The organism is Stenotrophomonas sp. YJH_SMC_32 (genome assembly GCF_059369975.1).
This window is the reverse complement of the sequence record NZ_JCAFTE010000001.1, coordinates 838,032-857,398: the sequence shown is the minus strand read 5'-3', so window position 1 is coordinate 857,398 and position 19,367 is coordinate 838,032. Positions and strand designations below refer to the sequence as shown.

The following is a 19,367-nucleotide window of genomic DNA, read 5'->3' as shown; positions in this document are numbered from 1 at the left end:
CCGCGCAGCCTACCCTACAGATGGCCGCCTCGGAACCGGCAAGTAGATTCAGCCGTGCGGACATGCCTTGGGCGCAACCTCAGCAGGCGCACTGGTCCTGCAGTCCCAGATGCCTGTATTGGCTGAATATGTGATCGTCACTGTCGCTGCCTTGACCTTCTCATTGACACCCGCCGCGGCCATAGTCGCGACGATCACGCAAGGAATGGCAGGTGATGCCTTGATGCTTTCGACGTACTTACCCGTCGTTACGGCATCGGCCGGCACTGCGCAAGATGTTGCTACATTGCTGTTGGCGAATTGCTCGGCCACCGGAGTTTTCAGGCCGCCCAGCAGACTGATCGCCTCGGACAACTGGCTGCGTGCAGTGTAGTCGTTGTATTGCGGGATGGCGATGGCCGCGAGAATGGCGATGATAGCCACCACGACCATCAGCTCGATCAAGGTGAAGCCCGTCTGCATTTTCATGATTGCGCTCCCCAGCGCAGAGAGTGTATGTGCCTGCTCAGCGCACAACACATTGCCCAAAAAAAAGCCCCGGCAACACCGGGGCCTTTTTCTTACGGACAACTATATTTAGGTCGGATCACAAGCCTTCGGCGTGATCGCGGCGCTGACGCTGCTCTTGCAGGTCCACGCGCCGGTCGACGGCTTGTAGGTCAAGGTGACGGTCGCCTCCTTCACCTTCTCGTTCACACCCGCCGCCTTCATCTTGGCTTCAATCGCGCAGCTGTCTGCGCCCGGAGTCGGCGTCAGGCTGGCGACGTACTTACCAGTGGTTACCGAGCCAGCCGGCACGACGCAAGAGGTCGCTGCGGTGTTGTCCTGGGCGAAAGCTTCTGCAATCGGCGTCTTCATGCCAGACGCCAGAGTGAAGGCTTCCGTCATCTGGGCGCGCGCGGTGTAATCGTTGTACTGCGGGATCGCGATGGCGGCCAGGATGGCGATGATCGCAACGACGATCATCAGTTCGATAAGGGTGAAGCCCTTCTGGTTCTTCATTTTGGTACATCCCCAAGATAAGTGGTGGTTGATTTCAGAGCACAGGATCGGTCTGGCCAGCGGCCAGCTGAGCGGGTCCTGCCCCCTGCGGGTGGATCAACGCAGGTTGCGTGCCAACCCCGGCACGCCTCCCCCTGGATTTCCCCGCGCCCATGATGGCAGCTATTTCACGGATGGGAACCCCCCGGATGCGAATCTGCGATGGACGCGGCAATGTGACGCAGTGCGTCACCTTTGGTCGGCACCCGGCACGAATTCGCATGATGGCGCCCCCAACAACTGCCCAGACGGGCATGAACCCGCTACCATCGACGGCTAGACGCCCGCCTGGGGATGGCGGGTCTTGGGGAGCCGATATGTCTGTCAGTCGCAGTGCGATCAAGAAAGAACCCGTGGCGCGCAGCACCACGGAGTTGCAGCCGTTTGTCTGGGAGGGGACCGACAAGCGGGGCGTGAAGATGAAAGGGGAGCAGGCCGCGAAGAACGCAAATCTGCTGCGGGCGGAGCTGCGTCGACAGGGCATCAACCCCGGCACGGTAAAGCCCAAACCCAAGCCACTGTTCGGCGCCGCCGGCAGCAAAGTCTCACCAAAGGACATTGCCTTCTTCAGCCGTCAGATGGCAACAATGATGAAGTCCGGCGTGCCAATCGTCTCGGCCCTGGACATCATCGGGAGTGGGCACAAGAACCCACGTATGAAGAAGATGGTCGACGGAATTCGCGCCGATATTGAGGGCGGTTCTTCGCTTTATGAGGCGGTCAGCAAGCATCCCGTGCAGTTCGATGAACTTTATCGAAACCTGGTCCGGGCCGGCGAGGGGGCGGGTGTACTGGAGACCGTACTGGATACCGTCGCCACCTACAAAGAGAACATTGAAGGCCTGAAGGGGAAGATCAAGAAGGCACTGTTCTACCCGGCCATGGTCATAGTCGTAGCGCTGCTGGTCAGCGCCATCATGCTGATCTTCGTCGTACCGCAGTTTGAAGAAGTGTTCCGCGGGTTCGGGGCGGAACTGCCTGCATTCACTCAGATGATCGTGAATCTGTCGCGCTTCATGGTCTCCTGGTGGTGGCTGATCGCAATCGTGACGGTGGGCGCCGTCGTGGTCCTCACTATGGCCTACAAGCGATCACCCAAGATGCAGCACACCATGGACCGGCTGATTCTGAGGGTGCCTGTGATCGGCCAGATCATGCACAACAGCTCGATCGCCCGTTTCGCCCGCACTACGGCCGTGACCTTTAAGGCCGGTGTCCCGCTGGTTGAAGCGCTGGGCATCGTTGCCGGCGCCACCGGCAACAAGGTCTACGAAGAGGCCGTGCTGCGGATGCGTGACGATGTATCAGTGGGCTATCCAGTGAACATGGCGATGAAGCAGACCGCCCTTTTCCCCCATATGGTCATTCAGATGACCGGCATCGGTGAAGAAGCCGGTGCCTTGGATGCCATGCTATTCAAGGTGGCCGAGTACTATGAGCAGGAAGTCAACAACGCCGTGGATGCCCTGAGCAGTCTGCTCGAACCGATGATCATGGTCTTCATCGGTGTCGTTGTAGGCGGTATGGTCATCGGCATGTACCTTCCCATCTTCAAACTCGGCGCCGTCGTCGGATAATCACTACATGGCATTTCTCGACCAGCATCCCGGCCTCGGCTACCCCGCCGCGGTCGCCCTGGGGCTGCTGCTGGGCAGTTTCCTCAACGTCGTCATCCTGCGCCTGCCCAAGCGGCTGGAGTGGCAGTGGAAGCGCGATGCGCGCGAGGTCCTGGAAGAACCGGACTTCTACGAGCCCCCACCACCGGGGATCGTGGTCGAGCCCTCGCACTGCCCGCACTGCAAGCACAAGCTGAGCTGGTACGAGAACATCCCGCTGTTCAGCTGGATCATCCAAGGCGGCAAGTGCCGCCACTGCAAGGCGCCGATCTCGCTGCAGTACCCGCTGGTGGAGGCCCTGACCTCGGTGCTGGTGCTGGCCTGCGTCTGGCAGTTCGGCTTCGGCTGGCAGGGCTTTGGCGCCATCGTGCTGACCTGCTTTCTGATCGCTTTGTCCGGCATCGACCTGCGCACCCAGCTGCTGCCCGACCAGTTGACCCTACCCCTGATGTGGCTGGGCCTGATAGGCAACATCGACAACCTGTACATGCCGGCCAAGCCTGCATTGGTCGGCGCGGCGGTGGGCTATCTGTCGCTGTGGATGGTCTGGTGGCTGTTCAAGCAGTTGACCGGCAAGGAAGGCATGGGCCACGGCGATTTCAAGCTGCTGGCCGCCCTCGGCGCCTGGTGCGGGCTGAAGGGCATCCTGCCGATCATCCTGCTGTCGTCGGTGCTGGGCGCCATCATCGGTTCGATCTGGCTGTACACCCGGGGCCGTGACCGCGCCACGCCGATTCCGTTCGGCCCCTACCTGGCCATCGCGGGCTGGCTTTACTTCATGTGGGGCGCGCCGGTGGTCGAGCAGTACCTGGTGTTGAGCGGACTGCGCTGAGGGGAATCCCCATGAGCCGGTATGTGGTGGGCCTGACCGGTGGCATTGCCGCCGGCAAGAGCGAGGTGACCCGGCGCTTCGAGGCGCTGGGCATCGTGGTGGCCGACGCCGATCTGGCCGCCCGCGCGGTGGTTGCTGCCGGCAGCCCTGCCCTGGGCCGCATCGCCGAGCGTTTCGGCGCCGACATGCTGCAGGCGGATGGCAGCCTGGACCGGGCGCGCCTGCGGGCCCACGTGTTCGCCGACCCGGCCGAACGGGCCGCACTGGAAGCGATCACCCATCCGGCCATCCGCCTTCTGATGCAACAGCAGTGCGAGCAGGCCACCAGCCCGTACGCGATTGCCGCCATTCCGCTACTGACTGAGGTCGGCGGCAGGCAAGCCTACCCTTGGCTGGACCGGGTGCTGCTGGTGGATGCGCCCGAAGCCGTGCAGCACGCCCGGCTGATGCAGCGCGACGGCATCGACGCCGCACTGGCCGACAAGATGATCGCCGCCCAAGCCAGCCGCACGCAGCGGTTGGCACTGGCCGATGATGTGGTGGTCAACGATGGCCACCCGGAGGACCTGCAGGTGCAGGTGGAAGCGCTGCATGCGCGGTATCTGGGGTTGGCTGGGGGCTGAGGCCTGGCTACCGGCCAGCGGCCGGCACTACCGAACAGCATCCACGCATGGCGTGGATCTACCCGGCGCCAGCGTGGAACTGCTGTGGAGCCGAGCCCATGCTCGGCTGCGATCATCAAGCCGAGCATGGGCTCGGCTCTACAAAGTGTTCTGCATCCACGCATGGCGTGGATCTACTCCAGCTGCAGGCGCGCATAGCGGGCCAGTTCTCGTGCGCCAAGCAACAAACCGTCGACGACGTCGGGGCTGAGCTGCTGGTGCGCACCACCCTGCTCGCGGGCCGCCTCGGCGGCGTGCAGCACCTGCATGAGTGCATTCAAGCCGGCCAGGGTGCGACTGAGGCCGGCCATGGTGGCCGCCTGTGCCGGGCTCAGTCCCTCCGCTTCCAGCCGTCGGCCGTCGGCTGCATCGCGCCCGTCCATGCGGGCCAGCAGCGTGGGCAGCAGATCCTTGGGATCATCGAGCAGGACTTCGATGCGCTCGGCGACGTCGGCCGGCAGCAGGTCGGCGGCTTCGCCGATCAGGGCGTGCAGCTGGGGGAACAAGGGGCGTGCGGACATGGTGAATCTCCTCGCAGACGACGAGCCACCTGCGGATGCAAGGTGGCGGACGGTGCGGGTTGGCGTACCGGAGACCCAACAACTCAAGCGCGAGGAAAAAGACTCCAGCGGATTCTGATGAATCCCCACGCACCATCCGCCGAAACAAGGCAGCCGATGCATTTTCCGTGATGAGCCGCAGCACACCCGGAGCGCTTGAGTTGAAGGTTTTTTTCAGGACGCCAATCCCGGCCAGGGCACCTGCCCCGGCCGACCCATCTGGCCATCACGCAGCGCTGTGATCTGTAAGGAAATTCTCAAGCCGCAGTTGAGGGTGCGAATGCGTGCATGCGGACACGCACGCGGCGTGGCAGCGGTCACGGTGATGTCGTGTTGGGCTTCTGGCCCTGGGTTCCTGCGAGGGGGATTCGGTGGCACAAGCGACACTGGGCGCTATACGGCGCCGGCCGGATTCGTGCCGACCAAGGTCGGCGCCTACCAAAGCAGAGCCATTGCCGACCAAGGTCGGCACCCACCAAAGCAGAGGCCCTTACAACGGCTTCGGCGAGAATGTCAGGGTGGCGATCACGCCGCGCTCGCCACCGGGGCGCACGCTCACCTGCCAGCCATACAGATCGCACAGGCGGCTGACGATCGACAGGCCGATGCCACCGCCCTGCGAATGGCCGGCATGCGTGCCGCGATAGCCGCGCTGGAACAGCTTGGCGGCATCCTCTTCGCTCAGCCCCGGTCCGCTGTCGGTCACCGACACCGAATTGCTGCCGACAAAGACGCGCACTTCGCCATCCTGCGAGTACTTCACCGCGTTGCCGATCAGGTTGCCCAGCGCCACCGACAACGCGGCTTCCGGCGCATCGATCACCAGGTTGCGCTCGCCTTCCAGTGCCAGTTCCAATGGCTTGCCTCCCAGCTGTGCACGGTGGGCGTCCAGCAGCTGTTCGGCCACGCGCGCGACGTTGCTGGTGCCCTGCCCGCGTTCATTGCGCGACAGCAGCAGCAGTGCGCCGATCAGGTCGCTGCACTGTTGTTCGGCGCGCTGGATGCGCTGCAGACGCTGCAGCACCTTCTCATCCAGGCCGGGCCGGGTCAGCAGCAGTTCGGTGGCGCCACGGATCACCGCCAGCGGCGTGCGCAGCTCGTGGCTGACGTCGGCATTGAACTCACGGTCGCGCTGCACCACTTCAGTCAGCCGCGACGAATAATCATCCAGCGCCTGCGCTAGTTGCCCCACTTCGTCATCGGGGAAACGTGGCGCCAGCGGCTCGGGCTCGCTGGTGCCGCCGCGATAGGCACGCAGCCGCGCGGCCAGGTCCGAGACCGGCTTCATCACCTTCGAGGCCGACCACCAGCCCAGCACCAGCGACAACAGGCTGAACACCAGCACCGACAGTACCAGCGCGCGGTTGAGCTGCTGCCCGCCGCGCACGCTGTCGGTCATGTCGTAAGCCAGGAATGCCCAGGCGTCGGGCGTCTTGCGCACGGCCAGCTTGTACGAATAGCGCTGGCCGCGCTCATCCACGCCGCCCATGTTGTACAGGCCATCCTTGAACTCGTACCAGTCCGGCTCTTCCTCGCGCAGCGCCTCGAACTTGTCAGGCTTGATCAGGCGCGCACGCATCTGCTGCACGGGCAGGTCGGGGTTGCGATCCGGGCTCTCGTAGAACCGCCGCACGTACTCGTTGATGTTGCGGTTCATCACGTCTTCCACCAGCTGGTTTTCCACGCGCATGCGGGCCCAGTTGGTGGCGAACGCGAACAGTGTCGTCAGGCAGAAGCCCAACAACACGAACGAGACGATGATGCGGCTGCGCAGGCGCCGCCGATACGGCGAACGCCGGCGCTCCCCCTTGGTTGCCACGGAATCAGGCTTCCGGGGTGGCGATGCGGTATCCGATGCCATGGCGGGTCTGGATCAGCGGCACTTCAAACGGCTTGTCGACCACCGCACGCAGGCCGTGGATGTGGACACGCAGCGAATCCGAATCGGGCAGCTCTTCGCCCCAGACGCGGGTCTCCAGTTCCTGGCGGGTAACCACGGCCGGCGCGGCCTCCATCAGGGCCTGCAGAATCTTCAGCGCGGTCGGGTTGAGCTGCAGCAGCTTGCCCTGGCGACGCACTTCCAGCGTGTCCAGGTTGTATTCCAGATCGCCGGTTTCCAGCACGCGGGTCTGCACGCCCTTGCCGCGGCGCGACAAAGCGTTCAAGCGCACTTCCACTTCCTGCAGCGCGAACGGCTTGATCAGGTAGTCGTCGGCGCCGGAATCGAAACCGGCCAGCTTGTTGTCCAGCGAGTCGCGGGCGGTCAGCATCAGTACGGGGGTCTGCTTGCGCGCTTCGTTGCGCAGCTTGCGGCAGACTTCAATGCCGTCCATGCCCGGCAGGTTCAGGTCCAGAACGATGGCGTCGAACTCGTGGACCACCGCCAGGTGCAGGCCGGTCACGCCGTCGGCGGCGAAGTCCACGGTGTGGCCACGATCCTCAAGGTAGTCGCCAAGGTTGGCGGCGATGTCGCTGTTGTCTTCGATTACGAGAATGCGCACTGGGACCTCTGGTTCTTGAAGGGTCGTCGGGGGGCCAGGCCCACCTGCTCAGGATGCCCCTGTGCGGGTGGACGCGACGTCTACCTGCTGAACGATACAGGTTCCATTCTTAACATTTCGTACCGGAGGGACGACACCGGCAAACGCCCCCGGGGCGAGCGCTCAGCGGCTGATGCGCTGCTGGTCGGTCAGCGCCCGGCGGCTGTCTTCCTGGGCCTTGCGACGCTGGGCCACGGTCAGGCAGACACTGGTCGGCATGTTGCTGCCGGTCAGGCGCTCGCGGCGGCAGATCATGCGGCTGTCGGCCTGGGCGCGGGTCATGATGGTGTTGACGATCTCCTGCTCGTTGAACAGGTCGTTGCGCTCCTGCGGGGCCAGCTCATCCAACTTCTCGCGGCCATTCATCTTGATCCGGATCCGGTTCAGCGCCTGCTGCACGCGGCTCTTGTCCTCCAGCCCGATCTCGCTGTAGTCCTCGCTGCCCATGGCCGTTTCAACGCGGCGGATCTGCTCGGATACCGGGGTGAAGGAATCCATCTGCACGGTGTCCTTCTGCGCCTTGGCCTGCACGGTGGCCACCAGGCCGAGCGACAGCATCAGGGCGAGCGTAGTGGTGCGGTACATGACGAGCTCCATGTTCGTCCATGAATAGGGTCTCGACTTTACGGTTGCGCCGATGCGTCCACAAGGGACGCACGGCAGGGTGACCGATGGCGGCCTGCGACCGGTCCAACCACGGTTACGGCTTGTAGTTGTTGAAACGCTGGTTGTCGTTGAGGGCCTTGCGGCTGTCTTCCTGCGCCTTGCGGCGCTGGGCCACGGTCAGGCAGACGCTCTGCGGCATGTTGCTGCCGGTGGTGCGCTCGCGGCGGCAGACCATGCGGCTGTCGGCATGGGCGCGGGTCATGATCGTGTTGATCACTTCCTGGTCGTTGAAGATCTCGGTGCGGTCCTGCGGGCTCAACTGCTCTACCCGTTCGTGGTCGCCCATCTTGATCTTGATACGGCCCAGCGCCTGCTGCACGCGGCTTTTGTCTTCCAGCCCGATCTCGCTGTAGTCCTCGGTGTTGATCGCCGTCTCAACGTTGCGGATCTGTTCGGCCACCGGCGCGTTGGCGTCGAACTTCACCTGCCCTTTCTCGGGCTTGGCGTGCGCGGTGGTGGCCAGTGCCAGGCCCAGCATCAGGGCGAAGGGGGTCATGCGCTGCATTGTTACCTCCAGGTTCTTCCATGAGTGGAACACCGACCCTGCGGTGCCACCGATACGCCGTTACGGCACCCCGGTGGACCGAAAGGCGGTGCGGTCAACGCCCGGCGGGCGGTGGGCTGAGCGTGTTGTAGCTGCGCTGGTCGTTGATCAGCGCCTTGCCTTTCTCTTCGATCCGGCGCCGTTCGGCCACGGTCAGGCAGCGGCTCCTGGGCATGTTGCTGCCGGTGGTGCGTTCGTACCTGCAGATCTGCCGGCTGTCGTCATGGCCACGCGCCATCAGGGTGTTGATGCGTTCCTGCTCGTTGAAGACCTCGGCCTGCAACTGCGGCGGCAGCTCCTGCACGGTCTGGCGTTCGCCCATGTGCTGGCGGATACGCGACAGCGCCTGCTGCACCTGGCCGCGATCCTCGGCAGACAGTTCGGCATAGTCGGGGGCAGCCAGCGCGGTTTCCACCTGGCGCATCTGCTCGGCGACCGACCCCTGCCGGTCCATCTGTACAGCGACTTTCTCCGGCTTGGCGGCAACAGCGCCAGACAGGCCCAGCAGCAACGCGATCGTCATGATGCGGTACATCGCCAACCTCCCGATCCATCCCGGAACGAAGGGCCAACTCTACGACCGTCACGCGGCCTCCACAAGAGACCTTGGGCACAGAGCCGACAGGCATAAAAAAGGCCCAGGCGGTGCACCCGCCTGGGCCTGAAGTCGTATCCCGATACCGATCCTGCTGAGAGGCAGAGCTACGGTTCGCTGAAGCCTACGCCGGGGCCGATTAAAGCCTCGTTAAAGCCCCGGATCATTTACCCATGAGAATCACAACCCCATGAATAATCAAGGCTTTTTGATCTTCTCTACGTGTTCGATGATGCGTGTGGCCACGTCCACACCGCAGGCCGCTTCGATGCCCTCCAGCCCCGGCGTGGAGTTGACCTCCAGCACCAGCGGGCCGCGCGCGGAGCGGATCAGGTCCACGCCGCACACCGACAGGCCCAGCGCCTTGGCCGAACGCACCGCCACCTGCTGCTCGGCGCGACTGGCCTTGGCCGCCACGGCGGTGCCGCCAGCGTGCAGGTTGGAGCGGAAGTCACCCTCCGGTGCCTGCCGCTGCATCGACGCCACCACCTGGTCGCCCACCACGAAGCAGCGCAGGTCGGCGCCCTTGGCCTCGCCGATGAATTCCTGCATCAGGAAGTTGGCGTACAGGCCGCGCAGCGCTTCGACAATGCCGCGCGAGGCACTGGCCTTTTCGGTCAGGATCACGCCGCGACCCTGGGTGCCTTCATTGAGCTTCACCACATGCGGCGGCGGGCCGAGCATGGACAGCAGATCGACGGTGTCATCGGGGTTGTCGCCGAACACGGTAACCGGCATGTCGATGCCCTTGGCCGCCAGCAGCTGGTGCGCGCGCAGCTTGTCGCGCGAACGCAGGATGGCATCGGACGGATTGGGCGTGCGTGCGCCCATCAGTTCGAACTGGCGCAGCACGGCGGTGCCGTAGCGGGTGATCGAGGCACCGATGCGCGGAATGACCACGTCCACGCCGGTCATCGGCCGGCCCTTGTAGTGCATGGAAAAGCCATCGGCGGCGATGCGCATGTAACAGCGCAACGGGTCGAGGATGCGCACGGTATGGCCGCGCGCGCGCGCCGCCTCGACCAGCCGACGGGTGGAATACAGGGAGCTGTTGCGGGACAGGATGGCGAGCTTCATCGCGGCGGGATCGGTCGGCAGGCGCGCAGCATAGCGCGGGCGTGTGGCGGGCGGATGATGCCCGTCGTCGACGATCTCGAGCGTTGTGGATGAAGCTTCAGCTGTCCCGTTCAGCACTGACCTGGAAGCCACGGGCCGCTTCGCCCAGCGCCGCCACGCAGGCCATCTGCAGGGCAGAATTGCTGAACGCCTGCTGGTAGATCTGCTCGAGCAGTTCCGCGGCCTTGGGACCACCGGCACGCCCCAGCGCGCGCACGGCTTCAAGCTGCTTGTTCGAGCCGACGCCGGCGGAAAGAAAGATCCGATGGATGCGCTCGACGACGTCGTTCCGGCAGTTCATGGAAGGCAGCTCCTGGTCAGTATCCGCTCACGCTAGTCGGTCAGCGCCGGCCTGCCCATGGGAAAAGTTTGAAGCGTTACGCGCCCCCTCCGCAGCGCCTCTAGGAGTTCTACGAAAATGTCGCTTTCGGCTGGAAGCAGGCGAGCGTGCCGATCACCATGGAAGCTCCTCCCAAAGCGGAAATCCCGATGTCGAAAATGGAGCAACTTGCACAGAAGCTGCAGCAATCTGCACACGCGGAGCAGGCCAGGGCCGCCGCCGTCGAAAAGCAGTACCAGGACTGGATCCAATCGCTGCATGTGCTGTTCGACACCCTCGAACTGTGGCTGCAACCGTTGGTGCAGGCGGAGGTGGCCACGCTGCGTCGGGACACGGTCACCATCACCGAGAATCCGTCATCCGGGGAACTGAAAACCTACGCGGCCCCCGCACTGACCCTGAACGTCAATGGCAAGGCCGCCGCGATCAAGCCTCTGGCCCGCTTCTGCTTCGGCTGCCAGGGACGGGTGGATATTCTGGCCCGGGAAAACCAGTGGCACCTGACACGGCACTTGGAGCCGGACGAGGTCTGGTACCTGCACACGCATGATCGCGCCCAGGGACGCGTGCTGGACGCGGACGCGTTGGCCGCGGTGTTCGCGGCGTACTGAGGCTGTCTGAAGGAACCTGCGCGGCGGAAACGCGGCGCGGTCTTGAAAGATGGAGCGGGCGATGGGAATCGAACCCACGTCAGTAGCTTGGGAAGCTACAGCTCTACCATTGAGCTACGCCCGCAGTGCGCGGTGAAAGTCTATGCGGTTGGCCCGGTGTTGCGCAATGGCGGCCACCGCATCCGCGAGGGGTCAGAGCCCTTTCCTCGCGGAAAGGGCTCCGACCCCGGCGATTGCTGCTTAGAACGTGCCGCTGAAGTTGGCGAACAGGGTGGCGTCCTGCGCGCGCTTCTGGCCGGTCGACGCGCTCAGGCCGAAGTTGCTCTGCAGGCCGAACAGTTCGGTGCGGGCACCCAGCACGACGGTGGCGTAGTTCTTGTCGAACTTCAGGCCCGGCACGCGGTAGCTGCCCAGTTCCGGCAGGGTCTGCAGCCAGGCGCTGGCCTGCTTGGTGTCCTCGAACTCGTGGTCGTAGGTCACCTGCGCATACGGCTTGAGGGTGCCGCCATCGAAGCGGGCCTGCCAGCCAATGCGGCCGACGGTCGAATCGACGTTCTGGCGGTCGTAGCCCAGTGCAGTGGCCAGCGTGCCGGCCGCGGCGCTTTCGGTGTAACCGTCGATCTTCACCTTCTGCCAGATCACCGAAGCGATCGGGCCGTGACGGAAGCCGCCTTCGGTGCCGAACTCGTAACCGGCGTTCAGGGCGGCGGTCAGGTTGCTGCCGTCCGGCGAACCACCATGCTCACGGGTGACCGGGCCCAGCTGGACCTTGCGGTTCACGTCATAGGACAGCCAGGTGTAGCTGACCTGACCGTTCACCCAGATGCGGTCGCCGTACCAGCCAGCGAACAGACCGGCCGAGGTGTCCTTCTGGGTGAAGTCGCCACGGTTGTTGCCGAAGTCGGCGTTGAGGCGACCGAAACCGGCGAAGCCGCCGAACACCATGCCGTCGCGTGCCCAGTCGATACCGAACAGGCCGGCCGGGGCCAGCCCGTCGTACAGGTCGGCGTGGTCGTAGCGCTGCAGGTCACCCCGCACGCCTCCCCACCAGGACAGGCCGTCAGCCGGACGGCCGCCCAGATGCATGCTGACCTGGTCGGCGCGCGAGCGGCCGATGGTCTGCGCCGAGTGACTCAGCACCTGCTGCAGGCGCGGCGCTTCCAGCACCGACACGGCGTACTGGCCCAGCAGCTGATGGCCGGCGGTGGTCGGGTGCACGCCATCGGCGAACAGGTAGGTGTTGGCCGCATCCGGGCTGACGTAGCTGGTCGGGTTGCAGGTCAGGATGCTCTGCGTCGAGTTGGCCGGATCGATCTTGCAGGCGGTGCTGGTGACGTTGGTGAAACCGTACATGCCCGGGTTGGCGGTCACTTCACGCAGGATGCTGAAGGTATCGAGCGGAATGAACTCGATGCCCGCCTGCTTCAGGCCACCGTACAGGGCCTTGTTGTAGCCGGCCGACAGTGCGGTGGCGGCGGCGGCATTGGGGCCGCGGAACTGTGGGGTGATGCCCACATCCGGCAGGTTCGGTACCAGCACGTACTGGGCGCCGGCCTGCTTCAGGGCACCCACCAGCGCGATCTGGTCGGTGACTGCTGCGCCGATGATGCCCTGCACCTGGGCCTGCGACGCGCCACCTGCCGCCGCACGGGTGGCCGCGAACAGATCATTGGCGCCTCCCCATACGGTGTACAGGGCGTTGCCGTCAGCCTTGCCACCGTTCGCGGCAAGGTAGCGGGTTGCTTGCGACTTCAGCGACGGAATCACGCCCAGGCCACCGGCCTCGTCCACCGACACGCGGGCACCGCCGACTGCATAGTTGTCACCGCTCTGGCCGTTGCCGTTGGCGGCGCCATTGAGGCCATAGTAGTTGGCGACCTGCTGCGACCACACCCAACCCGGGTTGGTGGTGAACTGGCCGGTCACCGGACGCACATCGGCCGGCAGCAGCGGGCGGAAATAGCCGGCATCGGTCAGGCTGTCGCCGAAGAACACGGCCTTGGAATACGGGGATTCGCCTGCCATGGCCGGAACCGCGGCCAGCGCGATCGCGGCCGCCATCAGGGAGCGGATCGGGCGTTTGCTGAGCAGCATGGTAAGAAACTCCTGTGGGGATATCGTTGAGGACCCGGCGGACGTACGCCGGCGCACGGTGAATGGTTTCACTGCGCCGCGTTTTGCTCACGCTGCGCCGCCGCATGGATTGTCGCCCGGCAACGTCGGACAACGCTGTGCCGGGGCTGGCGGCCGAGGCAATTTGCAAGGGTTCCGATCCGCGCAGGCCGTAGGCGACAATGCGGCGATGAACATCCAGCTCAACGGCGAACCCCGTACCCTGCCCGCCTCGGCGACCCTCCACGATCTGCTGCAGGCCGAGCAGTTGCTGCAACGCCGGGTCGCGGTCGAGGTCAACGGCGAGATCGTCAGCCGCAGCCGCCATGGCGAGCACGTCCTGGCCGAGGGCGACGTGGTGGAGATCGTGCACGCGCTGGGTGGGGGCTGAGGCTGCGCGGGTGTTCAGGGGTCAGATCCCTTTGCCGGTGGCAAAGGGATCTGACCCCACGCTCGACCCCGCCCTCTACGTGACCCCATCTTCAGGCGGATAAGCGATAATCGCGCCATGAACGTTCATGTCTCCCCCGATTCGCTGGTAATCGCCGGCAAGACCTATGGCTCGCGGCTGCTGACCGGCACCGGCAAGTTCAAGGACCTGGAAGAAACCCGCCTGGCGACCGAGGCCGCTGGTGCCCAGATCGTCACCGTGGCCATCCGCCGCACCAACATCGGGCAGAACCCGGGCGAGCCGAACCTGCTGGACGTGCTGCCGCCGGAGCGCTTCACCATCCTGCCCAACACCGCCGGCTGCTACACCGCCGAGGACGCGGTGCGTACGTGCCGCCTGGCCCGTGAACTGCTGGACGGCCACAACCTGACGAAGCTGGAAGTGCTCGGCGACCAGAAGACCCTGTACCCGGACGTGATGCAGACCCTGAAGGCCGCCGAGCAGCTGGTCAAGGACGGTTTCGAGGTGATGGTCTATACCTCCGACGACCCGATCCTGGCCAAGCGCCTGGAAGAGATCGGCTGCGCTGCGGTGATGCCGCTGGCCGCGCCGATCGGTTCGGGCCTGGGCATCCAGAACAAGTACAACCTGCTGCAGATCATCGAAGACGCCAAGGTCCCGATCATCGTTGATGCCGGCGTGGGTACCGCGTCGGACGCGGCGATCGCGATGGAGCTGGGCTGCGACGGCGTGCTGATGAACACCGCCATTGCCGGTGCGCGAAGCCCGGTGCTGATGGCCAGCGCGATGCGCAAGGCGGTCGAGGCCGGCCGCGAGGCCTTCCTGGCCGGGCGCATCCCGCGCAAGCGCTACGCCAGCGCCTCCTCGCCGGTGGATGGGCTGATCGGCTGATGACCAATCCTTTTGACAGCGCCGGTTCCAAGGCCCCGCCCAAGCCCTTCACCGTGAGCGAGGGCCGCCGCGAGGTGCGCAGCTTCGTATTGCGCCAAGGCCGTTTCACTCCCGCCCAGCAGCGCGCGTTCGACGAACGCTGGCCGCGCTTCGGCATCGATTACACCGGCCAGCCGCGCGACCTGGACGCCACCTTCGGCCGCCCGGCACACAAGGTGCTGGAGATCGGCTTCGGCAACGGTGCCGCGCTGCGCTTCGCGGCCCAGCACGACCCATCGCGCGACTACATCGGCATCGAGGTGCACGCCCCGGGCGTGGGCCGGCTGCTGAACGCGCTGGCCGAGGACGATGCCGACCATGTGCGCCTGTACCACCACGACGCGGTGGAAGTGCTGCAGAACGAGATCGCCGACGGCGCACTCGATGAAGTGCGCATCTACTTCCCGGACCCGTGGCACAAGAAGCGCCACAACAAGCGCCGCCTGCTGCAGCCGGCATTCGCCGAACTGCTGGTGCGCAAGCTGCGCCCGGGGGGCCGCCTGCACTGCGCGACCGACTGGGAAGACTACGCCGAGCAGATGTGGGACGTACTCGACGCAACCGCCGGGCTGGTCAACCGCGCCGGCCCGCGGGGCAGCGTGCCGCGCCCGGACTGGCGCCCGCAGACGCACTTCGAGACCCGCGGCCAGAAGCTGGGCCACGGCGTCTGGGACCTGCTGTACGACCGCACCTGACGATCGCCTGAGGACGCCGCGCCCCACATGGATACCGCGCTGACGCTGACCAACGACATGAAGCTCGTGCTCGGGCTGGTCGGCTTCACGATGGCGATGTTCCTGTTCGAGCGCATCCGCGCCGACGTGGTCGCGCTGGTGGTGCTGGTGGTGCTTGGTGTCACTGGGCTGATCGCGCCGGAGGAGATCTTCGGCGGTTTCTCCGGTAACGCGGTGATGAGCATCATCGCCACCACCATCCTCGGTGCGGGCCTGGACCGCACCGGGGCGCTGAACCGGCTGGCGGCCTGGCTGCTGCGGCGCGGCCACGGTGTCGAGCAACGGCTGCTGATGATGACCACCGCCATCGCCGGCCTGAACTCCTCCTTCATGCAGAACCCGTCGGTGATGGCGTTGTATCTGCCGGTTGCCTCACGACTGGCAGCGCGCACCGGGCTGACGATGCAGCGCCTGCTGCTGCCGATCTCGGCGGCGATCGTGATGGGCGGTGCACTGACCATGGTCGGCAATTCGCCGCTGATCCTGCTGAACGATCTGCTGGCCTCGGCCAACAACAACCTTCCCTCCGGCCTGGCCACCATCGAGCCGCTGCGCATGTTCGCGCCGCTGCCGATCGGTGTGGCGTTGCTGATCGCTTCGTTGCTGTACTTCCGCTACTACGGCGACCGCAAGCTGATCGAAGAGGAAAGCCTGGTCAATGACGGGGTCACCCCGGCGCGCACCGAGAGCTACTTCGCCAAGACCTATGGCATCGAAGGCGATGTGTTCGAGCTGTTGGTGACCGCCGAGAGCCCGCTGGTGGGCATGACCCTGGGCGAGGCCGAGACCCTGCACGATGCGCCACTGCTGCTGGCCCTGAAGACCGGCAACGACACCCGCCTGGCGCCGCCGGCGGAGATGCGCATCTGGGTCGGCAGCGTGCTCGGTGCGATGGGACCGCGCCAGCAGATCAGCGACTTCGCGCAGAACCAGTTCCTGCGCATGTCCTCGCGCCTGAAGCACCTGGGTGACCTGTTCAACCCCAGCCGCGCCGGCATTTCCGAGGCAGTGGTGCCACCGACCTCGAACGTGATCGGCAAGAGTGCGGCCGATCTGCGCCTGCGCAAGGAGCGCGGCATCAGCCTGCTGGCGATCAACCGCGACAAGCAGGTGATCCGCGAGGACGTGCGCGACGTGCAGCTGCGCGCCGGCGACATGCTGGTGTTCCACAGCATCTGGACCGACCTGGCGCAGGCCGCGCGCAGCCGCGACTTCGTGGTGGTGACCGATTACCCGACCGGCGAGCAGCGCCCGCACAAGTTCAAGATTGCGATGGCGATCTTCGCGCTGACCATCCTGATCGCGCTGACCAGCAAGCTGCCGGTGGCGCTGACGCTGATGACCGGCGTGGCCGGCATGCTGCTGACCGGCGTGCTGCGTATGGACGAGGCGTATGCCTCGATCAACTGGAAGACGGTGTTCATGATGGCCGGGCTGATTCCGCTCGGCTGGGCGATGGACTCCAGCGGTGCGGCCGCGTGGGTGGCCGGCCATACCATCGACAAGCTGCCGACCGGCATTCCGGTGTGGGTGCTGGAGGTGGCGCTGGCGCTGCTGACCACGGCGTTCTCGCTGGTGATCAGCCATGTGGGTGCGACCATCGTGATGGTGCCGATCGCGGTGAACCTGGCACTGGCAGCGGGGGGCAACCCGACCGCGTTCGCGCTGATCGTGGCGCTGTCGGCGTCCAACAACCTGATGACGGCCTCCAACCCGGTGATCTCGATGATCACTGGCCCGGCCAACTACACCCCGCGCGAGATGTGGCGGGTCGGCGGCCCGCTGTCGCTGATCTATACCTGCGTGGTGGTGCTGATGATCAACCTGATGTTCTGAGGGTTAGGTTCTACAGTAGATCCACGCCATGCGTGGATGCCTTTTGTAGCGTCGAGCCATGCTCGACTGCTCCTGGTTTGATGGGGTCAGAGCCGTTTTCCTGCGGAAAACGGATCCGACCCCCAGCTGGCCTCAGGCCAGGTAGACCAGCCCGTCGCGTACGTCCACCGGCACCGTACGCAGGCGGTCACCCTTGCACGGGCCGGCGATGCAGTCGCCGCTGTCCAGCGTGAACGAGGCGCCATGCGCGGCGCATACCAGGTGGCCCTCACGGCTCTTCAGGAACTGGCCTGGGGCCCAGTCCAGGCGGCGGCCAGCGTGCGGGCAGATGTTCAGGAACGCGCGCACCTGCGCGCCGTCGCGGTACAGCACCAGCGATTCGGCATCGCCATCGACCACCGCTTCGACCTCGGCAAACGCGCCATCGGCAATGGCATCAAGGGCGATCAGGGCAGCAGCGATAGTCATGGCAAAGGCTCGGACGGTAAACCGGAATTGTCGCATGCCTGCTCAGGTGACTGGCTGCGACATGAACACAAGTCATTGATCCGTAATAAGCACAGGCTATATTTAACGAGTTTTTCACTCAATGACAGTGGCGCGTCCCGATACTCTGTTTTCGCTGATCCCAGCCTATCGAGCCGCCATGTTCAATCGCGCATCCGCCTTCAACCAGTTCCGCACCCTGTTCGCGCCGCGTAAGCCGCGTCATCCGCTGGTGCGCGTCGCCGTGGGCCTGCTTGGCCTGGCGATCCTGGCGGCGATGGTGTTCATCGGTGTGTTCGTTGGCGCGGCGATGATCCTGGTCGGCCTGGCGTGGAAGCTGCTGGCTTCGCGCAAGCCGGGCGTTGCGCGTCCGGTTGACCCGACCGTGGTTGAAGGCGAGTACCGCGTGGTGCGCAAGCCGGTGTTGCCGGCCTCGCGCTGATCCAGGCCTTCCGCGCCCGCTGACGGCGGGCGCCATGCGTTCTAGACTGCGGGCACGCCCTTCCTGGATGCCCGCATGTCCGATGTCTCCGATGTGATCCCTGCCGTAGCCCTGCCGCGTGTACCGGTAGCCGGTGGCGGCAGCTTCCCCGTGCACCGCATCTACTGCGTCGGCCGCAATTTCGCCGACCACGCCCGCGAAATGGGCGCGGCGGTGCCGGCGGCCGATGACCGCGGCCGCCCGATGTTCTTCAGCAAGCCGGCCGATGCGATCGTGGTCGGCCACGACGATGCCATCCCCTACCCGCCGGCAACCGCCAACCTGCACCACGAAGTGGAACTGGTGGTGGCGATCGGCCGCGATGCGCCCGCAGGCGAGCTGGCCGTGGCCGACGCCGATGCGCTGGTCTATGGCTACGCCGTCGGCCTGGACCTGACCCGCCGCGACCTGCAGGCCGCGGCCAAGGACAAGGGCCACCCGTGGGACGCGGCCAAGGGCTTCGACGCCTCCGCGCCGATCAGCGAAATCGTCCACGCCGAGGAAGTCGGCGACCTGGCCGCGCTGAACCTGTCGCTGGAGGTCAACGGCGAAGTGCGCCAGCAGGCACTGCTCGACCAGATGATCTGGAACGTGCCGGAGATCCTGCATGAGCTGTCCAAGCTATGGCAGCTGCGTGCCGGCGACCTGGTGTTCATGGGCACCCCGTCCGGGGTGGCTGCGTTGAAGCCCGGCGACCGCTTCAGTGCCCGCCTTGAAAACGTGGCCGAGCGCCACGGCGTGATCGCCGGCTGACATCACCTGCGCTACCCTGCGCGCTGTCCACTTCCCCACCGGAGAAAAACAACAATGGGAATGCTCACCGAGTTCAAGGAATTCGCCATGCGCGGCAACGTCATCGACCTCGCCGTCGGCGTGGTGATCGGCGCGGCCTTCGGCAAGATCGTGACGGCGCTGGTCGAGAAGATCATCATGCCGCCGCTGGGCTACCTGATCGGGCGCGTGGATTTCTCCAGCCTGGCCTGGACGTTGTCGCCAGCCCGGCTCGGACCGGATGGCAAGGAGATCCCGGCGGTGGTGGTTGGCTACGGCGACTTCATCAACACCGTCATCCAGTTCGTGATCGTGGCTTTCGCGATCTTCATCGTTGTCAAGGCGATCAACCGACTGTCGCGGAAGAAGGAAGCTGCCCCGGCGGCGCCGGCCGAAGAAGTGGTGCTGCTGCGCGAGATCCGCGACAGCCTGAAGAAGTAAGGTGTCGGGCGCCTATGGCGCCCCTCCCACCTGTAGAGCCG

23 protein-coding genes and 1 tRNA gene are annotated in these 19,367 nt (G+C 65.3%); 11 read left to right on the top strand and 13 right to left on the bottom strand.

From position 1 onward, the window contains the following. Positions 1-48: 48 nt before the first annotated feature. The gene (locus tag AC5P7S_RS03875) at positions 49-468 is read right to left on the bottom strand and encodes a pilin (protein WP_065178931.1); all 420 of its coding nucleotides are present in this window, start codon (positions 466-468) and stop codon (positions 49-51) included. Between the two features lie 108 nt (positions 469-576). After that, positions 577-1,002: a pilin gene (locus AC5P7S_RS03870; protein WP_065178932.1), complete on the bottom strand. Its 426-nt coding sequence runs from the start codon at positions 1,000-1,002 to the stop codon at positions 577-579. Between the two features lie 356 nt (positions 1,003-1,358). Between AC5P7S_RS03870 and AC5P7S_RS03865 the strand changes: the two genes are divergently transcribed. From AC5P7S_RS03865 to coaE, 3 genes are read left to right on the top strand one after another with little or no spacing between them, the layout of a single operon-like run. Beyond that, the gene (locus AC5P7S_RS03865) at positions 1,359-2,618 is read left to right on the top strand and encodes a type II secretion system F family protein (RefSeq protein ID WP_065178933.1); all 1,260 of its coding nucleotides are present in this window, start codon (positions 1,359-1,361) and stop codon (positions 2,616-2,618) included. Positions 2,619-2,625: 7 nt separating this feature from the next. After that, a complete protein-coding gene (locus tag AC5P7S_RS03860) occupies positions 2,626-3,489 on the top strand; it encodes a prepilin peptidase (RefSeq protein WP_095377254.1) in 864 nt (287 codons plus the stop codon). A gap of 11 nt (positions 3,490-3,500) precedes the next feature. Beyond that, positions 3,501-4,112: a dephospho-CoA kinase gene (gene coaE, locus AC5P7S_RS03855; protein WP_095377255.1), complete on the top strand. Its 612-nt coding sequence runs from the start codon at positions 3,501-3,503 to the stop codon at positions 4,110-4,112. A 173-nt stretch (positions 4,113-4,285) separates the two neighbouring features. Here coaE and AC5P7S_RS03850 read toward each other — a convergent pair whose 3' ends face one another. The 8 genes from AC5P7S_RS03850 to AC5P7S_RS03815 all read right to left on the bottom strand — a co-directional run bounded on the left by AC5P7S_RS03850 (position 4,286) and on the right by AC5P7S_RS03815 (position 10,473). Then, entirely contained in the window at positions 4,286-4,672 is a 387-nt protein-coding gene (locus tag AC5P7S_RS03850; protein WP_095377256.1) for a hypothetical protein, read from the bottom strand. 529 nt (positions 4,673-5,201) lie between these two features. Next, entirely contained in the window at positions 5,202-6,572 is a 1,371-nt protein-coding gene (locus AC5P7S_RS03845; RefSeq protein ID WP_032954439.1) for a sensor histidine kinase, read from the bottom strand. Further along, complete coding sequence (locus tag AC5P7S_RS03840) at positions 6,535-7,212, bottom strand: response regulator transcription factor (RefSeq protein WP_005410804.1); 678 nt, start codon at positions 7,210-7,212, stop codon at positions 6,535-6,537. The genes AC5P7S_RS03845 and AC5P7S_RS03840 overlap by 38 nt, the downstream gene beginning before the upstream one ends. Before the next feature lie 162 nt (positions 7,213-7,374). After that, complete coding sequence (locus AC5P7S_RS03835; RefSeq protein WP_005418645.1) at positions 7,375-7,836, bottom strand: hypothetical protein; 462 nt, start codon at positions 7,834-7,836, stop codon at positions 7,375-7,377. Between the two features lie 115 nt (positions 7,837-7,951). Then, the gene (locus AC5P7S_RS03830; protein ID WP_005418647.1) at positions 7,952-8,422 is read right to left on the bottom strand and encodes a hypothetical protein; all 471 of its coding nucleotides are present in this window, start codon (positions 8,420-8,422) and stop codon (positions 7,952-7,954) included. A gap of 94 nt (positions 8,423-8,516) precedes the next feature. Next, positions 8,517-8,996: a hypothetical protein gene (locus AC5P7S_RS03825; protein WP_005418649.1), complete on the bottom strand. Its 480-nt coding sequence runs from the start codon at positions 8,994-8,996 to the stop codon at positions 8,517-8,519. A gap of 258 nt (positions 8,997-9,254) precedes the next feature. Beyond that, positions 9,255-10,133: a 30S ribosomal protein S6--L-glutamate ligase gene (gene rimK, locus AC5P7S_RS03820; RefSeq protein ID WP_095377257.1), complete on the bottom strand. Its 879-nt coding sequence runs from the start codon at positions 10,131-10,133 to the stop codon at positions 9,255-9,257. 97 nt (positions 10,134-10,230) lie between these two features. Next, the gene (locus AC5P7S_RS03815) at positions 10,231-10,473 is read right to left on the bottom strand and encodes a hypothetical protein (RefSeq protein ID WP_005418653.1); all 243 of its coding nucleotides are present in this window, start codon (positions 10,471-10,473) and stop codon (positions 10,231-10,233) included. Between the two features lie 146 nt (positions 10,474-10,619). On the opposite strand from AC5P7S_RS03815, the gene AC5P7S_RS03810 reads away from it, so the two are divergent. Beyond that, positions 10,620-11,123, top strand: a complete 504-nt coding sequence (locus AC5P7S_RS03810) for a hypothetical protein (RefSeq protein WP_141239336.1) — start codon at positions 10,620-10,622, stop codon at positions 11,121-11,123. Between the two features lie 50 nt (positions 11,124-11,173). Here the strand turns inward: AC5P7S_RS03810 and AC5P7S_RS03805 are convergent. Next, positions 11,174-11,247 (bottom strand) — tRNA-Gly (locus AC5P7S_RS03805). 116 nt (positions 11,248-11,363) lie between these two features. Continuing rightward, entirely contained in the window at positions 11,364-13,217 is a 1,854-nt protein-coding gene (locus tag AC5P7S_RS03800) for an autotransporter outer membrane beta-barrel domain-containing protein (RefSeq protein ID WP_095377340.1), read from the bottom strand. A 208-nt stretch (positions 13,218-13,425) separates the two neighbouring features. Between AC5P7S_RS03800 and thiS the strand changes: the two genes are divergently transcribed. The 4 genes from thiS to AC5P7S_RS03780 all read left to right on the top strand — a co-directional run bounded on the left by thiS (position 13,426) and on the right by AC5P7S_RS03780 (position 17,147). Next, complete coding sequence (gene thiS / locus AC5P7S_RS03795; RefSeq protein WP_005418796.1) at positions 13,426-13,626, top strand: sulfur carrier protein ThiS; 201 nt, start codon at positions 13,426-13,428, stop codon at positions 13,624-13,626. A gap of 117 nt (positions 13,627-13,743) precedes the next feature. Continuing rightward, complete coding sequence (locus AC5P7S_RS03790; RefSeq protein WP_005418798.1) at positions 13,744-14,538, top strand: thiazole synthase; 795 nt, start codon at positions 13,744-13,746, stop codon at positions 14,536-14,538. Beyond that, positions 14,538-15,272, top strand: a complete 735-nt coding sequence (gene trmB / locus AC5P7S_RS03785) for a tRNA (guanosine(46)-N7)-methyltransferase TrmB (RefSeq protein ID WP_095377341.1) — start codon at positions 14,538-14,540, stop codon at positions 15,270-15,272. The genes AC5P7S_RS03790 and trmB overlap by 1 nt, the downstream gene beginning before the upstream one ends. Before the next feature lie 27 nt (positions 15,273-15,299). Further along, a complete protein-coding gene (locus AC5P7S_RS03780; protein ID WP_095377342.1) occupies positions 15,300-17,147 on the top strand; it encodes an SLC13 family permease in 1,848 nt (615 codons plus the stop codon). Between the two features lie 132 nt (positions 17,148-17,279). Here AC5P7S_RS03780 and AC5P7S_RS03775 read toward each other — a convergent pair whose 3' ends face one another. Continuing rightward, the gene (locus tag AC5P7S_RS03775; RefSeq protein ID WP_065185296.1) at positions 17,280-17,615 is read right to left on the bottom strand and encodes a Rieske (2Fe-2S) protein; all 336 of its coding nucleotides are present in this window, start codon (positions 17,613-17,615) and stop codon (positions 17,280-17,282) included. Positions 17,616-17,793: 178 nt separating this feature from the next. On the opposite strand from AC5P7S_RS03775, the gene AC5P7S_RS03770 reads away from it, so the two are divergent. The 3 genes from AC5P7S_RS03770 (at position 17,794) to mscL (ending at position 19,326) form a co-directional block, all read left to right on the top strand. After that, positions 17,794-18,075: a hypothetical protein gene (locus AC5P7S_RS03770; protein ID WP_005410817.1), complete on the top strand. Its 282-nt coding sequence runs from the start codon at positions 17,794-17,796 to the stop codon at positions 18,073-18,075. Positions 18,076-18,150: 75 nt separating this feature from the next. Then, on the top strand, positions 18,151-18,867 hold the full coding sequence (locus tag AC5P7S_RS03765; protein ID WP_019660190.1) for a fumarylacetoacetate hydrolase family protein: 717 nt from the start codon (positions 18,151-18,153) through the stop codon (positions 18,865-18,867). A 54-nt stretch (positions 18,868-18,921) separates the two neighbouring features. Continuing rightward, positions 18,922-19,326 carry a large-conductance mechanosensitive channel protein MscL gene (mscL, locus tag AC5P7S_RS03760; RefSeq protein ID WP_005418809.1) on the top strand — a complete coding sequence of 135 codons (405 nt, stop codon included), beginning with the start codon at positions 18,922-18,924 and terminating at the stop codon, positions 19,324-19,326. Positions 19,327-19,367: the final 41 nt, after the last annotated feature.

What these genes read in the sequence shown, in the direction of transcription:
- AC5P7S_RS03875 (WP_065178931.1), bottom strand. Translation starts at nt 468, where the DNA reads ATGAAAATGCAGACGGGCTTCACCTTGATCGAGCTGATGGTCGTGGTG.
- AC5P7S_RS03870 (WP_065178932.1), bottom strand. Translation starts at nt 1,002, where the DNA reads ATGAAGAACCAGAAGGGCTTCACCCTTATCGAACTGATGATCGTCGTT.
- AC5P7S_RS03865 (WP_065178933.1), top strand. Translation starts at nt 1,359, where the DNA reads ATGTCTGTCAGTCGCAGTGCGATCAAGAAAGAACCCGTGGCGCGCAGC.
- AC5P7S_RS03860 (WP_095377254.1), top strand. Translation starts at nt 2,626, where the DNA reads ATGGCATTTCTCGACCAGCATCCCGGCCTCGGCTACCCCGCCGCGGTC.
- coaE (WP_095377255.1), top strand. Translation starts at nt 3,501, where the DNA reads ATGAGCCGGTATGTGGTGGGCCTGACCGGTGGCATTGCCGCCGGCAAG.
- AC5P7S_RS03850 (WP_095377256.1), bottom strand. Translation starts at nt 4,672, where the DNA reads ATGTCCGCACGCCCCTTGTTCCCCCAGCTGCACGCCCTGATCGGCGAA.
- AC5P7S_RS03845 (WP_032954439.1), bottom strand. Translation starts at nt 6,572, where the DNA reads ATGGCATCGGATACCGCATCGCCACCCCGGAAGCCTGATTCCGTGGCA.
- AC5P7S_RS03835 (WP_005418645.1), bottom strand. Translation starts at nt 7,836, where the DNA reads ATGTACCGCACCACTACGCTCGCCCTGATGCTGTCGCTCGGCCTGGTG.
- AC5P7S_RS03830 (WP_005418647.1), bottom strand. Translation starts at nt 8,422, where the DNA reads ATGCAGCGCATGACCCCCTTCGCCCTGATGCTGGGCCTGGCACTGGCC.
- AC5P7S_RS03825 (WP_005418649.1), bottom strand. Translation starts at nt 8,996, where the DNA reads ATGTACCGCATCATGACGATCGCGTTGCTGCTGGGCCTGTCTGGCGCT.
- rimK (WP_095377257.1), bottom strand. Translation starts at nt 10,133, where the DNA reads ATGAAGCTCGCCATCCTGTCCCGCAACAGCTCCCTGTATTCCACCCGT.
- AC5P7S_RS03815 (WP_005418653.1), bottom strand. Translation starts at nt 10,473, where the DNA reads ATGAACTGCCGGAACGACGTCGTCGAGCGCATCCATCGGATCTTTCTT.
- AC5P7S_RS03800 (WP_095377340.1), bottom strand. Translation starts at nt 13,217, where the DNA reads ATGCTGCTCAGCAAACGCCCGATCCGCTCCCTGATGGCGGCCGCGATC.
- thiS (WP_005418796.1), top strand. Translation starts at nt 13,426, where the DNA reads ATGAACATCCAGCTCAACGGCGAACCCCGTACCCTGCCCGCCTCGGCG.
- AC5P7S_RS03790 (WP_005418798.1), top strand. Translation starts at nt 13,744, where the DNA reads ATGAACGTTCATGTCTCCCCCGATTCGCTGGTAATCGCCGGCAAGACC.
- trmB (WP_095377341.1), top strand. Translation starts at nt 14,538, where the DNA reads ATGACCAATCCTTTTGACAGCGCCGGTTCCAAGGCCCCGCCCAAGCCC.
- AC5P7S_RS03780 (WP_095377342.1), top strand. Translation starts at nt 15,300, where the DNA reads ATGGATACCGCGCTGACGCTGACCAACGACATGAAGCTCGTGCTCGGG.
- AC5P7S_RS03775 (WP_065185296.1), bottom strand. Translation starts at nt 17,615, where the DNA reads ATGACTATCGCTGCTGCCCTGATCGCCCTTGATGCCATTGCCGATGGC.
- AC5P7S_RS03770 (WP_005410817.1), top strand. Translation starts at nt 17,794, where the DNA reads ATGTTCAATCGCGCATCCGCCTTCAACCAGTTCCGCACCCTGTTCGCG.
- AC5P7S_RS03765 (WP_019660190.1), top strand. Translation starts at nt 18,151, where the DNA reads ATGTCCGATGTCTCCGATGTGATCCCTGCCGTAGCCCTGCCGCGTGTA.
- mscL (WP_005418809.1), top strand. Translation starts at nt 18,922, where the DNA reads ATGGGAATGCTCACCGAGTTCAAGGAATTCGCCATGCGCGGCAACGTC.